Source organism: Sphingomonas sp. ABOLG (genome assembly GCF_003950435.1).
GTDB lineage: Bacteria > Pseudomonadota > Alphaproteobacteria > Sphingomonadales > Sphingomonadaceae > Sphingomonas > Sphingomonas panaciterrae.
Window position 1 is genome coordinate 217,487 of sequence record NZ_QQWW01000006.1, and the last position, 13,812, is coordinate 231,298.

Genomic DNA, 13,812 nt, shown 5'->3' on the forward strand with positions numbered 1-13,812 from the left:
GGCCATCAGGGCTGCCGCGGCGGTTCCAGTCTCGCTCGATTTGAAAGGACCAAAATGCCCAAGCTCAAGACCAAGAGCGGCGTCAAGAAGCGCTTCAAGCTCACCGCATCCGGCCTGCTCAAGCACGGCGTCGCTGGCAAGCGTCACCGCCTGATCAGCCACAACAGCAAGTACATCCGCCAGAACCGCGGCACCAAGGTGCTGTCGAAGGCCGACACCGCGACGGTGAAGGCATGGGCGCCGTACGGCCTGCGTTGAGCGAGAGGAACTAGCACATGGCACGCATCAAGCGGGGCGTAACCACTCGCGCCAAGCACAAGAACATTCTGGAACAGGCCAAGGGTTACCGCGGTCGCCGGAAGAACACGATCCGCATCGCGCGTCAGGCGGTCGAAAAGGCCGGCCAGTATGCGTATCGCGACCGCAAGGTTAAGAAGCGGACCTTTCGTGGCCTGTGGATCCAGCGCATCAACGCCGGCGTCCGCGCCGAGGGTCTGACCTACAGCCAGTTCATGCACGGCCTGAAGCTCGCCAACATCGACCTCGACCGCAAGGTCCTGGCCGACATTGCGATGCACGAAGGCGAAGCGTTTAGCGCGCTGGTCGCTCAGGCGAAGAACGCGCTGCCGGCCCAGGCCTAAGCCTCTTCTTCTGAAGCGACACGAAGGGCGTGGGTGGCAACACCCGCGCCCTTTGCGTGTCTGGCGCCTTCGCGATTAAAGGGCGCCTACCAACCCGTACGGGCGAGACCGATGACCGAGATTGACGACCTGAAGACGCACCTGCTGACCGCGATCGATGCCGCGGCCGGGCTCGAGGCGCTGGAAACCGTGCGTGTCGACGCGCTGGGCAAGCAGGGCCGGGTCACCGCGCTGCTGAAGTCGATGGGCGGCCTCAGCCCCGAGGAACGCCAGGTGAAGGGCCCGGCGATCCACGGCCTGCGCGAGGCCGTCACCAACGCCATCGCCACCCGCAAGGCCACGCTGGAGGCCGCCGCGCTGGAGGCCAAGCTCGCCGCCGAGCGGATCGACATGACGTTGCCGGTCGATGCGCCGCTCGCCGGCACGATCCACCCGGTCAGCCAGGTGATGGACGAACTGGCGGAGATCTTCGCCGATCTCGGCTTCGCGGTCGCCACCGGCCCGGAAATGGAAACTGACTGGCACAATTTCACCGCGCTCAACATTCCGGAAACCCATCCGGCGCGCGCGATGCACGACACCTTCTATCTCGCCGGCGATCATGTGCCGGAGGACCGCGAGCGCCCGCGCCTGCTGCGCACCCACACCTCGCCGGTGCAGATCCGCACCATGCTGGCGAACAAGCCGCCGATCCGGATCATCGCGCCCGGCCGCACCTATCGCAGCGACAGCGACGCGACCCACACGCCGATGTTCCACCAGGTCGAAGGGCTGGTGATCGACAAGGGCATCACCATGGGTCACCTGAAATGGACGCTGGAGACCTTCCTCAAGGCCTTCTTCGAGCGTGACGACATCGTGCTTCGCCTGCGCCCCAGCTATTTCCCCTTCACCGAACCCTCGGCGGAGGTCGACGTCGGCTACACGCTGCAAAAGGGCAAGCGCGTGATCGGCGGCGGTGGTGACGTGCCCAACGGCGGCTGGATGGAAGTGCTGGGCAGCGGCATGGTTCACCCCAAGGTGATCGCCGCCTGCGGGCTCGATCCCGACGAATGGCAGGGCTTCGCCTTTGGCTGCGGCATCGATCGCCTCGCCATGCTGAAATACGGCATGGACGATCTGCGCGCCTTCTTCGACGGCGATATCCGCTGGCTCAAGCATTATGGCTTCTCCGCCCTCGACGTCCCGACCCTGTCGGGCGGCGTCGGCGCGGCGTGATCGGACGATAGAGATGAAATTCACGCTTTCCTGGCTCAAGGACCACCTCGACACCGCGGCATCGCTGGACGAGATCCTCGTCGGCCTCACCCGCATCGGCCTTGAGGTCGAAGGGGTCGAGAACCCCGGCGAGAAGCTCGCCGCCTTCCGCATCGCCAAGGTGCTGACCGCCGAACGCCATCCGCAGGCGGACAAGCTTCAGGTGCTGTCGGTCGACGCCGGTGACGGCCCGCTCCAGGTCGTCTGCGGCGCGCCCAACGCGCGCGCCGGCCTCGTCGGCGTGTTCGGCATGCCCGGCGCGACGGTGCCGGCCAACGGCATGGTGCTGAAGGTCGCGGCGATCCGCGGCGTCGAATCGAACGGCATGATGTGCTCCACGCGCGAGCTGGAGCTGGGCGACGATCATGACGGCATCATCGAACTGGCCGCCGATGCGCCGGTCGGCGAAGTCTATGCCGAATGGGCGGGCCTCAACGATCCCGTCATCGACGTGTCGATCACGCCCAACCGGCAGGATTGCATGGGCGTGCGCGGCATCGCCCGCGATCTCGCCGCCGCCGGCCTCGGCACGCTGAAGCCGCTGAGCGTCGAGCCCGTCGCAGGCGAAGGCCCCGGCCCCGATGTGCGCACCGACGATCCCGCCGGCTGCCCCGCCTTCTTCGCGCAGGGCGTCAATGGCGTCAGCAACGTCGCCTCGCCGGAATGGCTGGCGAAGCGGCTGCGCGCGATCGGTCAGAAGCCGATTTCGGCACTGGTCGACATCACCAATTACGTCACCGTCGATCTCGGCCGCCCGCTGCACGTCTATGACAAGGCGAAGCTCTCCGGCGGCCTCGTCGCGCGCAAGGCGAAGGCGGGCGAGACGGTCCTTGCCCTCAACGGCAAGACCTACACGCTTGATCAGACGATGACGGTCATCGCCGATGATGCCCATGTCCATGACATCGGCGGCATCATGGGCGGCGAGGAATCGGGCGTGTCGGACGCGACCACCGACGTCATCATCGAATGCGCCTTTTTCGATCCCGAGCATATCGCCCGCACCGGCCAGAAGCTGATGCTGACCAGCGATGCGCGCCAGCGGTTCGAACGCGGCGTCGACCCGGCCTTCCTGGACGACGGCCTCGCGATCGCTACCCGGCTCGTGCTCGACCTGTGCGGTGGCCAGCCGACCGGCATCACCCGCGCGGGTGAGCCGCCGCTGGGCACGCGCAGCTATGCCTATGATCCCGCCCGCGCCGAAACGCTCGGCGGCCTGGCCGTCGCGCCGGAGCGGCAGCGCGCGATCCTGACCTCGCTCGGTTTCACCGTCAGCGACGATTGGCAGGTGACCCCGCCGACCTGGCGCCGCGATGTGGACGGCCCGGCCGATCTGGTCGAGGAAGTGATCCGTATCGAGGGCATCGATAACGTCCCCTCGGTGCCGCTGCCGCGCGCGCCGGGTGTCGCGACGCCGACCGCCACGCCGGAGCAGAAGCTGGAGCGCCGTGTCCGCCGCGCCGCCGCCGCGCGCGGCCTCGACGAGGCGGTGACGTGGAGCTTCATCTCGGAAGCCGAGGCTGCGCCCTTCGGTGGCAGTGCCTTCACGCTCGCCAACCCGATCAGCGAGGACCTGAAGGTCATGCGCCCGTCGCTGCTGCCCGGCCTTCTGTCGGCCGCCGCGCGCAACGTGCGGCGCGGGGCCGGCACGATCCGCCTGTTCGAGATCGGCCGCCGCTATCTTGCCGACAAGGAGCGCCCGACGCTCAGCCTGATCCTCGCCGGCGACCGCCGCGCGCGGCACTGGCAGACGGGCAAGGCGCAGGGCTTCGATGCGTTCGACGCCAAGACAGAGGCGCTGGCGCTGCTCGCCGCCGCCGGCGCGCCGGTCGACAATTTGCAGGTGTTCGGTGAAGCCGGTGACGCTTGGCATCCAGGCCAGTCCGGCACGCTGCGGCTCGGGCCAAAGACGGTGCTCGCCGCCTTCGGCATCCTCCACCCCAATGTCACCCGCGCGTTCGATCTCGACGCCGGCGTCGCCGCGGTGGAGCTGTATCTAGATGCGATCCCCGGAAAGCGTTCCGCCGGCTTCATGCGCCCGGCCTATACACCACCCGCTCTCCAGGCCGTCCGCCGTGACTTCGCCTTCCTCGTGCCCGATGGCGTCGCCGCCGATGCACTGGCGCGCGCAGTGAAGGGCGCGGACAAGGCCGCGATCGTCTCCGCCCGCGTGTTCGACGTCTTCACCAAGGACGGCGAAACCTCGATGGCGGTAGAGATCGTGCTCCAGCCCGGCGACAAGGCGTTCGTCGAGGCCGAGCTGAAGACGATCGCCGACAAGGTCGTCGCCGCCGCCGCCAAACTGGGCGCCTCGCTCCGGGGCTGATACATGTCCGTCATCCCTGCTCCGGGGATGACGGGATTGTGAGGGAGGCGAGCATGGCCGACTGGATCACCATCGCGAACGACCATCTGTCGGCTGCGATCAACCCGCTCGGCGCGGAGCTGTCCTCGCTGAAGGACGCGGCTGGGCGCGAGCTGATGACCGATGCCGATCCGGCGTTCTGGACCGGCCGCGCCCCCTTGCTCTTCCCCGTCGTCGGCAAGCCTGCGGGCGAGGTGATCCGCATCGGCGGCCGCGAATATCCGATGAAGCAGCACGGCTTCGCCCGCCGCCTGCCGTTCACGCCGATCGAGCACGGCCCGACCCACGTCACCTTCCGCTTGCAAGACAGCGACGAAACGCGCGTCCATTACCCCTTCGCCTTTACGCTCGACGCGACCTTCCGCCTCGACGGCGCGACGCTGCACACGGACATCGTCATCAGCAATCCGAACGCAGAGGACATGCCGGCGAGTTTCGGTTTTCACCCCGCTTTCGCCTGGCCGCTGCCGGGCGGCGCGAAACGTGGCCAGCATGTCATCACTTTTGGCCAAAATGAGCCGGATGGCGTCCGGCCCATCGCCGATGACGGCACGATCAAGGCCGGTTCGCTCCCATCCCCGCTGGACGGCCGGACGCTCCACCTCGCCGACGACCTGTTTGTGCATGACGCCCTGGTGTGGGACCAAGTCCGCTCTTCCAGCGTCACCTATGGCGCGCCCGGCGGGCCGCACCTGCGCATCGACTTTCCGGACACCCCGATGCTCGGCATCTGGACCAAGCCCGGCGCCCGCTACATCTGCGTCGAACCTTGGCACGGCATCGCCGATCCGGAGGGCTATGTCGGTGAATTCGCCGACAAACCCGGCATTTTCCTGGTCCCGCCTGGCGGTTCCAAGCACATCAGCATGGCGGTAACTTTTCTCCCATGAAACTCGACACGCTCATCGGTGAACCCTGGGGCGACTATGGCCTCGTCGATTGCGGCCATGGTCGCAAGCTGGAGCGCTACGGCGACTATCGCTTCATCCGCCCCGAACCGCAGGCCCTCTGGGCGCCGGCGCACGACTTTTGGCAGGCCCACGGCGAATTCGTCCCGGGCAGCGACGAGGATGGCGGCGGCCAGTGGCATTACACCCGCCTCGTGCCGCGTGACGGCTGGCCGCTCGCCTGGGGCGTCGGCCCCGGTACCGTGCGCTTCACCGCGCAGAACACACCCTTCCGTCACCTCGGCTTCTTCCCCGACATGGCGCCGGTCTGGTCCTGGCTACGTGAGCAGCTGGACGGCGTGGCTGAGCCTGAGGCATTGAATTTGTTCGGTTATACCGGCGTCGGCACGCTCGCGCTCTCCGCCGCGGGCGCGAAGATGGTCCATGTCGATGCGTCCAAAAAATCGGTCGATGCCGCGCGCGCCAACGCCAAGTTGTCGGGCATGACCGACCGCCCGGTGCGCTGGATCGTCGACGACGCTGCGAAGTTCGTCGCTCGCGAGGTCCGCCGTGGCCGCCGCTATGACGCGATCCTGCTCGATCCGCCGAAATATGGCCGCGGACCGGACGGTGAGATCTGGCGGCTGGAGGAGCATCTCCCGGCCCTGATCGCCGACTGCCGCCAGTTGCTCGACTCCAATTCGCGCGCCCTGTTCCTCACGGTCTATGCCGTGCGCATGTCCGCGCTGGCGATCGGCGAGATGCTTCGCCAAGCCTTCGCCGACCTCCCCGGCACCGTCGAATGCGGCGAGCTTGGCGTGCGCGAGGAAGCACGCGGGCTGGTGCTGCCCACCGCGATCTGGGCGCGCTGGTCGAACGACTGACTTGTACCCTGCATCCGGCGAACCCAGATTCAGGATCAATCACGGAGACGAATGGCCCATGGATCAGTTGAACCTGTCGGAAGCCGAATGGAAAGCGCGGCTGACCCCTGAACAATATCATGTGTTGCGCGAAGCGGGCACCGAACGGGCGTTTGCCGGCAAGTACAATGAGTACAAGGCGGACGGCGTCTACCATTGCGCCGCCTGCGCGCTGGAATTGTTCGACAGTGCCGACAAATATGATTCGGGATCGGGCTGGCCCAGCTTTACCCAGCCGATTGCGCCCGATGCAGTGACTGATCACCGCGATACCAGCCATGGCATGGTGCGGATCGAATCGCGTTGTGCGCGCTGCGACAGCCATCTTGGGCATGTCTTTCCCGACGGCCCGCCGCCAACCGGCCTTCGTTATTGCATGAATTCCGTCAGCCTGGATTTCCGTCCCCGCAAGTAATCGCCGGCACACGGCGGCACATGTTTTCCGCCGTGTGACCGTTCCGCCAGCGAAATATTTGGCGCCAGCCTGTTCTTTCGCCGCGGTGGACGCCTTCATCTTGTTAAGCCCAGCCTAAGCTACTATCCGCCACATCGCATCCGATGGCCCGCCGCCCTGTTCCCCGCTCGCCCTGGCGTCGACGCCTGTCGATCGCGATCAAGATCCTGATCGCGCTGGCCGTCGTTGCCTTTGGTGCGCTGCTCACCGCCGTTTACATCGCGCGGACGCAGCTCCCCTCCTTCGATGAGCTGAAATCCTCGCCCAATGGCCAGATGATCCGGGTCCATGCCGCCGACGGCACTGTGTTGGTGTCGATCGGGCCGAGCTATGGCGAATGGCTGCCGTTCGATCGCATCCCGCGGATCATGCGCGATGCGACGATCGCGGTGGAGGACAAGCGCTTCTACAGCCATCTCGGCGTCGACCCGATCGGAGTCGCGCGATCGGTGAAGGTGCGCTTTGATCGCGGTCGCTGGGTGCAGGGCGGGTCGACGATCACGCAGCAGCTCGCCCGCAACGTCTTCCTTAACAATCAGAAGAAGTTCGGCCGCAAGTTCCGCGAGTGGATTCTGGCGCTCGCGATGGAGCGCAAGTTCACCAAGGAACAGGTGCTCGAACTGTACCTGAACAAGGTCTATTATGGCGGCGGCGCCTATGGCATCGACGCTGCGTCGCGCAAGTTCTTCGGCCATGGCGCCAATCGCCTGACGCTGAGCGAGGCGGCGATCATCGCGGGGCTGGTCAAGGCACCGTCGAACTATTCGCCGACCGCTGACGCGCAGGCCGCGGTGGACCGCGCACAGGTCGTGCTGAATGTCATGGCCGAGAATGGCGTGATCAGCGCCGCGGAGGCGGCCGAGGCCGATCCGCAGGCGGTCAAGCTCGCGCCCGAGCCCAAGCAGAACAGCGTGCGCTATTTCACCGACTGGGCATTGCCTCAGCTGGAATTGCTGATCGACGAGACGGAAAAGCCGCTCGAGGTGTGGACCACGCTCGATCTCAACATGCAGCGCGCGGCGGACGCGGCGGTGCGCGCCAATGCCCCCGCCGGCGCGCAGGGCGCGCTGGTATCGCTCGATCGCGATGGCGCGGTCCGCGCCATGGTCGGCGGCAAGGATTATGTGTCGTCGATCTACAATCGGGCGACCCAAGCGCAGCGGCAGCCGGGCTCAGCCTTCAAGCTGTTCGTCTATCTTGCCGCGCTCGAGGCCGGGATGACGCCCGAGACGACGGCGGTGGATGAACCCATCACGATCGACGGATGGAGCCCGCGCAACAGCTCGCGCCGCTATTCGGGGCAGGTGACGCTGCGGACCGCCTTTGCTTATTCGCTCAACACCGTTGCGGCGCGGCTTGGCCAGCAGGTCGGCTTCACCACCGTTGCCGACATGGCGCGTCGTTTCGGCATCACGACCCCAGTCAACACCCAGCCGTCGATGGTCCTCGGCACGTCGGACGTGCGCCTGATCGACATGACCCGAGCGTTTGCCAGTGTCGCGAACAAGGGTGTCGCTGTGATGCCGTACGGAATCACCAAGGTGACGGCGAACAACGAGGTTATCTATCAGCATGAGGTCGATCGCAGCCGCGTCCTGGTCGCGCCCTATGTGGCCGCCCAGATGACCGACCTGCTGCAGACGGCGGTGAATACCGGTACCGGCCGCGCCGCGCAGATCGGTCGCCCGGTGGCGGGCAAGACCGGTACCACCTCATCCTCCAAGGACGGCTGGTTCCTCGGCTTCTCCTCTGGCCTGACGACGGGCGTGTGGATGGGCCGGGATGATGCCAAGCCGATCGGCGGCTTGCAGGGCGGCGCCGCGCCGGCCCGCGCCTTCGCCCAGTTCATGACCAAGGCGGTGGCCAATCGTCCGATCGAGCAGTTCGAGACCGAAGTGACCCTGCCTGAATGGCAGCTCGAACCCGATGAGGAGAGCTATTTCGGGGAGCCGGACAACAGCGTCTTTGTCGACGACAATGGGGAGCCGCTGCCCAGCGACGCGGTGCCGCTGCCGGAGGACGATTATGGCCGCGGCATTGAGCGTCCGTCGCCGCGCGCCGAGCGTCCGGTGATCGAGGATGGCGATCCGGCCCAGCCCGCGCCGTCGCCGCCGCAACGGCTGGATCAGGACTGGATCGACCGCGTGACCGGCAGGGACCCGCGCGCGCCCGTGCGGGAGCCCCGCGGCGAGCGTCGCTACCCGGCGCCGCCGTCCGTCGAGGAACGACCATACCAGTGAAGTGTCGCTCCATGGGTGCGCAGCCATCGGCGATGTGGCGTCGGGTCGCTGCCGTATAGCTGTTCGACCAGCGCGTGGAACGCGGGCGAATGGTCCATGTGGATGCGATGCGCCACTTCATGCGCCGCGGTTGCACGGCGTACCGCCACGGGGGCGAGCGCCAGTCTCCAGCTGTAGCGGATCGCGCCCGTGCTGCTGCAACTGCCCCACCGCCCGCGAGGATCACCAATCGAAACGCGCTCCACAGCGATGCCGGCGCGATCGGCATAAAGACGCGTGTCCGCCTCCAGCAATGACAGCGCCTCGCGCTTCAACCATGTCTCCACGCGGCGCGCGATTGTTTCGGGCGGCCCCGACAGGAGCAGCAGGTCGCCCTCGCGCCGCACGATCCGCGAGCAGCCGGGTTGCCAGGCAATGGTGAGCAGGTCGTCGTCGAACGGAAATTGACCACCATCCTCGAAGGGGCGGGCCTGGGGAAGGCGGGCGCGCTGAGCCGCGATCCAGTCGCCATAGCCCATTGCCCAGGACAGTGCCTTTGCGGCGGAGGCACGTTTCGGGATGGTCAGGCGGACGCGGCCGCTCAGCGGGTCGAAGCTCAATTTCACGCGCCGGGCGGTCGGGTGCCGAACCACCTCGATCGCGTTTCCTGGATCGGCAAGGTGGGCGTTCTGCGCCATCGATGATCCAGCGTCTCCCGGCGTACCCGGCCGAGACGATCCGCTCACAGCTTGCGATCGACCATGTGATATTCCAGTTCGCCGGCGTCATCTTCGCTGATCGTCCAGCCGCGCACGGATTCGCCCGCACGATGCACCGCCTCGCGATCACCGGACACGAGGTAATGCCATTCGGGCAGCTGCTCGCCATGCAGCCGCAGGCGATAGGCGCAGGTCGAGGGCAGCCACTCGATCGCGTCGACATTGCGCATCGAAAGTCGCACGCATTCCGACACATAGGCATGCCGGTGCTTGTAGTTCGAGCAGAAACCGGTGCGCCGGTCGAGCAGGCGGCAGGCGACGTTGGTCGAGTAAAGCTCGTTCGTTTCCTCGTCCTCAAGCTTGTGCAGGCAGCATTTGCCGCAGCCGTCGCACAATGCCTCCCATTGCGCGCGGTCAAGCTTGTCGAGCGGTGTGTCTTCCCAGAAGCGCGTCATTCGGCCCAGCGTTTGATCTCGTCGGCGACAGCCTGTGGCGGTCCCTCCTGCGGCAGCAGCGCGAGCGGCTTGCCGTCCGGGGACATCAGATAGGCCTGACGGCTGTGATCCATCAGATAGCCGCCGGACGTGCCTTTACCACGCTGGTAGAAAATCGCGTAATCCTTTGCGGTCTTGGCGATCTCTTCCGGCGTGCCGGTCAGTCCGATCATCCGCGGGTGGAAGGCGGAGACGAATTGCTTGAGCACCGCGGGCGTGTCGCGTTCCGGGTCGATGGTGATGAAGACGGGCACGATCCGTGCGGCGAGCGCGGGATCGCTCTTCTCCAGCAGCTTCAGGCCGGCGCCGATATTCTGCACGTCGACCGGGCAGACGTCGGGGCAGAAGGTGTAGCCGAAATAGACGATGCGATATTTGCCGTTCAGCGCCTGATCGCTGAACGGTTTCCCATCCTGATCGATCAAGCTCATCGGTCCACCGATCCGCGCGCCTTCCAGCGGCGGGCGCGTCGGGGTCGCGGCGGGCGAGCAGGCGAGGAGGGCGAGGGGGGCTAGGCTGATGAGAAGGCGGACGTTCATGGCATCGCCAGCCTTGATCTGTTAAGGCCGCGATCGCAACCATCGGATGGACCTTCTGCCTGTGAAGACGCTGCGCCGCCTGCTCGTTCCCCTCCTGATCACCGCCGCCGTACCGGCCGCTGCGCAGCAGCAGTCGCAGGGCTACAAGTTCCTGGAGGCGGTGCGCAAAGCCGATGGCGACACGGTGGTGAAGATGCTCGACCAGCCCGGGCAGCGGATCGTCAACTCGCGCGACATCACGACCGGCGAAGGGGCCCTCCACATCGTGGTGAAGCGCGGTGACTCGACGTACCTGCGCTTCCTGCTGCAGCGTGGCGCCGATCCCAACATGCGCGATGGCCGCGGCGACACGCCGCTGCTGCTGGCGGTTCAATATGGCCAGAACGCGATCGTCGACGTGCTGACCGCGAACAAGGCCAACCCCAACTTGGGCAATGGCGGGGGCGAGACGCCGCTGATCCGCGCGGTGCAGAAGCGTGATCTGCCGATGGTCCGCAGCCTGCTTGCCGCGGGCGCAAACCCTGACCAGACCGACAATATCGCCGGGATGTCGGCGCGTGATTACGCCCATGCGGATGCGCGGTCCCCAGCGATCGCAAAGCTGATCGATGAAAAGCCGAAGCGGGCGGTGCGGGCAGTTGCGGGTCCGAAGTTCTAGCATCACAAGGAGCGGAATCGCTCGCTTTCCCTTGCTGCACGAAGATGGTTAATCCGCTCTGGACATTTGTCAGTAATCAGTGAAGCTTGCCCCTGCCGAAGAAACGGCGCCGGGGGGCAGCTTGATGGGCAATGGAGACGCCGGGACGGCGGGGGCACGCCAGCGCCTGATCTTTGACCTTGGTCAGATCCGATGACCGAGACGCCGCTCGACATCCTTGTGATCGGTCACAATTACGCGCCTGAACCGGTTGGCATTGCTGTTTATACCAGCGGCATGGCCGAAATGCTGGCGGCGGATGGCCATGAAGTTCGTGTCATCTGTGGCACGCCGTGTTACCCGCATTGGTCGGTGCTACCGGGCTACTCCCACTACAAGGTGACGCACCGGTGCGAGGGCGGGGTTGCCGTGACACGGCTGCCGCATTTCGTGCCCTCGGTCCCGCGTGGTTGGCGCCGCATCCTCCATCATCTGAGCTTCGCCCTGCTAGCGACTTGGGCGATGCTGCGGGCGTGCTGGCACCGGCGGCCCGACGTGATTGTCGCAATTGCGCCATCGATCCTGTCGACGGCGGTGGCCCGGCTCGTCGCCATATGCGTGCGGCGTCCCTTGTGGATCCATGTCCAGGATCTCGAGCTCGAAGTGGCGCTGGCGACGGGGCAGTTGCCGGGTGGCCGGCGAACCGCCGCGCTGCTGGGCGCGGCCGAGCGCTGGGCGCTGTCGGGGGACCGGGTGAGCAGCATTTCGCCGGCGATGTGCGAGCGGCTTGCGGCGAAGCTGGGGCGCGATGCGGCTGTGTTCGAGTTCAGGAACTGGGCTGATCCGGCCGTCGTCCATCGGGCGAAGGCGGAGTCGCCCTACCGTCGCGAATGGCGCATCGGGCGGCCGCATGTGGTGCTATATTCCGGGAATATAGCGGCAAAACAAGGCGTTGAGCTTGTCGTGGATGCGGCCCGGCTGCTTGGCTGGCGGACCGACATCCAGTTCGTGATCTGCGGCAATGGCGCCAACCGGGCAGCGCTGGAGGAGGCGGCGCGGGGGAGTGGGGTGATGATCCATGACCTGCAGCCGACCGAACTGCTGGGCGATCTTCTGGCGTTGGCGAGTGTGCATGTACTGCCGCAGATCGCGGGAGCGGCGGATCTGGTGCTGCCGTCAAAGCTGCCCAACATGCTGGCGTCGGGGCGGCCGGTGATTGCCACGGCGGACGAAGGTACGGGAATTGCTGGAGAATTGGGTGGGGCCGGGCTGCTGACGCCGCCGCATGACGCGCGCGCGCTGGCGGACGCGATCGCGTCGTTGATCGATGATCCGGCACGGCGCGCGGCGATGGGGGCGGCGGGTCGGCGGCTTGCCGCGGCGCGCTGGAACAAGCGCGAAATCCTGGAGCAGTTTGGCCGCGAATTACGCACGCTCGTGGTGGAGGCGGGGTACAACCGGCCTGTTCGCGGAGTCATTCGGCCGCGTTTTGCCCAGCATCAGCCAGCGGGTCGCATCGAACCGGTCCAGCAGCATCCATAAGGCTACACCGAAGCCAAGCGCGAGGGGGGCGAGCAGCGGCGCGCTGAGCACGTCGCGCAGCGCGTAATAAAGCGTCAGGTGGACATACATGATGACGAGGCTGGCCTGACCGAGCCGTTCGATGGCGGCGAGCGGGGCAGCCGGCGCGCGGCCAGCAGGATCAGGTGGCACAGGCCAAGCGCGGCGAGGATGCTGAAGAGCGGCGTGCCGGCGTCAGCGACCTTGAGGTCGAGCGGGCGCGACAGCGGCGCGAGGAGCGCGACCGCGATCGCCGCGAGCGTCAGCGGCCCGCCAAGCCAGTCGGCGTGACGGTGGTGGAGGATGCCGGCGAGGAAGAAGAACAGCGCCAGCGGCACGCTGATCACCCCCCAGGGATTGGGGAGGGCGGGCATCAGCAACGCCGCGGCGAGGGCAGCAGCGGCGGTGGCGGGGAGCCAGCGCGCGGGCAGCCGCAGCACGAGGGCAGCGAGGATCTGAGTGACGAAGAGGCAGGTGACGAACCAGAAGATGCCGAACGGGGCGACGAGGAACGTGCCGCCGAGCAGCAACCGGGCGAGCGCCGCCGGGGGATGATCCCACGGCAGATAGGCCTGATGCCCGGCAACCGCCGCGATCGCCGCGTCGGACAGCGCGATCACCAGCAGCCAGGCGGCATAGGGCAGGAGCAAGGTCGCCGCGCGGCGGCGAATTAGGCGCGCGGGGGCGGGCGTGCCGAAGACGATGCCCGACAGCATGAAGAACAGCGGCATGTGGAAATGGAACATCGCCGCGCGCACCGCGGGATCGCTGGTGAAATGACCGATGACGACCGCGACGATGCCGATCGCGCGCGCCGTATCGAGCCAGCCGATCCGATCCCCCATCATCGGAGCGTACCAGCCGAGCAAGCCAGCGCAAGCGGATGCGCGCGTGTATGGCGCGGCCGGACGGGCCGCTGCGTCGACGGGCGCGGGTAGGGGGAGCTGGCCGATAGCCACCGCGACGATCCGCTCGCGCGAGACGAACCGCACCAGCCGATCCGTCCCATCATAAGAGGGTAACAGCCGTGGGGCGGCCAAAGCAGATGCAGGCGGTCGGGCGCGGCGAGGCCCGGTGGGTCGCCGGTTGGGCTGGGTTGGTCCGGGCTGGGCTGGGC

The 13,812-nt window shown here is 66.8% G+C and carries 14 protein-coding genes; 10 read left to right on the forward strand and 4 right to left on the reverse strand.

Annotation, left to right across the window (positions count from 1 at the left end; all coding sequences use genetic code 11):
* The first annotated feature begins 54 nt into the window (after positions 1-54).
* The 8 genes from rpmI (at position 55) to CA236_RS09620 (ending at position 8,767) form a co-directional block, all read left to right on the forward strand.
* Positions 55-258: a 50S ribosomal protein L35 gene (gene rpmI, locus CA236_RS09585; protein ID WP_046407959.1), complete on the forward strand. Its 204-nt coding sequence runs from the start codon at positions 55-57 to the stop codon at positions 256-258.
* Positions 259-275: 17 nt separating this feature from the next.
* On the forward strand, positions 276-641 hold the full coding sequence (gene rplT, locus CA236_RS09590; protein WP_125945422.1) for a 50S ribosomal protein L20: 366 nt from the start codon (positions 276-278) through the stop codon (positions 639-641).
* A 111-nt stretch (positions 642-752) separates the two neighbouring features.
* Positions 753-1,859, forward strand: a complete 1,107-nt coding sequence (gene pheS, locus CA236_RS09595) for a phenylalanine--tRNA ligase subunit alpha (protein ID WP_125945423.1) — start codon at positions 753-755, stop codon at positions 1,857-1,859.
* A 13-nt stretch (positions 1,860-1,872) separates the two neighbouring features.
* Positions 1,873-4,224, forward strand: coding sequence for a phenylalanine--tRNA ligase subunit beta (gene pheT, locus CA236_RS09600; protein ID WP_125945424.1), 2,352 nt, complete (start codon positions 1,873-1,875; stop codon positions 4,222-4,224).
* Positions 4,225-4,277: 53 nt separating this feature from the next.
* The gene (locus CA236_RS09605) at positions 4,278-5,153 is read left to right on the forward strand and encodes an aldose 1-epimerase family protein (protein ID WP_125945425.1); all 876 of its coding nucleotides are present in this window, start codon (positions 4,278-4,280) and stop codon (positions 5,151-5,153) included.
* Positions 5,150-6,034: a class I SAM-dependent methyltransferase gene (locus CA236_RS09610; protein WP_125945426.1), complete on the forward strand. Its 885-nt coding sequence runs from the start codon at positions 5,150-5,152 to the stop codon at positions 6,032-6,034. The genes CA236_RS09605 and CA236_RS09610 overlap by 4 nt, the downstream gene beginning before the upstream one ends.
* A 58-nt stretch (positions 6,035-6,092) precedes the next feature.
* On the forward strand, positions 6,093-6,488 hold the full coding sequence (gene msrB / locus CA236_RS09615; protein ID WP_125945427.1) for a peptide-methionine (R)-S-oxide reductase MsrB: 396 nt from the start codon (positions 6,093-6,095) through the stop codon (positions 6,486-6,488).
* A 143-nt stretch (positions 6,489-6,631) separates the two neighbouring features.
* Positions 6,632-8,767, forward strand: coding sequence for a PBP1A family penicillin-binding protein (locus CA236_RS09620; RefSeq protein WP_125945428.1), 2,136 nt, complete (start codon positions 6,632-6,634; stop codon positions 8,765-8,767).
* Here the strand turns inward: CA236_RS09620 and CA236_RS09625 are convergent.
* From CA236_RS09625 to CA236_RS09635, 3 genes are read right to left on the reverse strand one after another with little or no spacing between them, the layout of a single operon-like run.
* Positions 8,725-9,444 carry a SprT family zinc-dependent metalloprotease gene (locus CA236_RS09625; RefSeq protein ID WP_125945429.1) on the reverse strand — a complete coding sequence of 240 codons (720 nt, stop codon included), beginning with the start codon at positions 9,442-9,444 and terminating at the stop codon, positions 8,725-8,727. The genes CA236_RS09620 and CA236_RS09625 overlap by 43 nt on opposite strands.
* Positions 9,445-9,488: 44 nt before the next feature.
* Positions 9,489-9,920 carry a YcgN family cysteine cluster protein gene (locus CA236_RS09630; RefSeq protein ID WP_164518903.1) on the reverse strand — a complete coding sequence of 144 codons (432 nt, stop codon included), beginning with the start codon at positions 9,918-9,920 and terminating at the stop codon, positions 9,489-9,491.
* On the reverse strand, positions 9,917-10,498 hold the full coding sequence (locus CA236_RS09635; protein ID WP_046407977.1) for an SCO family protein: 582 nt from the start codon (positions 10,496-10,498) through the stop codon (positions 9,917-9,919). Before CA236_RS09635 ends, CA236_RS09630 begins: the two co-directional genes overlap by 4 nt.
* Positions 10,499-10,544: 46 nt before the next feature.
* On the opposite strand from CA236_RS09635, the gene CA236_RS09640 reads away from it, so the two are divergent.
* Positions 10,545-11,156, forward strand: a complete 612-nt coding sequence (locus tag CA236_RS09640) for an ankyrin repeat domain-containing protein (protein ID WP_046407978.1) — start codon at positions 10,545-10,547, stop codon at positions 11,154-11,156.
* Between the two features lie 192 nt (positions 11,157-11,348).
* Positions 11,349-12,677 carry a WcaI family glycosyltransferase gene (locus tag CA236_RS09645; RefSeq protein WP_125945431.1) on the forward strand — a complete coding sequence of 443 codons (1,329 nt, stop codon included), beginning with the start codon at positions 11,349-11,351 and terminating at the stop codon, positions 12,675-12,677.
* A gap of 74 nt (positions 12,678-12,751) precedes the next feature.
* Here CA236_RS09645 and CA236_RS09650 read toward each other — a convergent pair whose 3' ends face one another.
* Positions 12,752-13,543, reverse strand: a complete 792-nt coding sequence (locus CA236_RS09650; RefSeq protein ID WP_125945432.1) for an acyltransferase family protein — start codon at positions 13,541-13,543, stop codon at positions 12,752-12,754.
* Between the last annotated feature and the right edge of the window lie 269 nt (positions 13,544-13,812).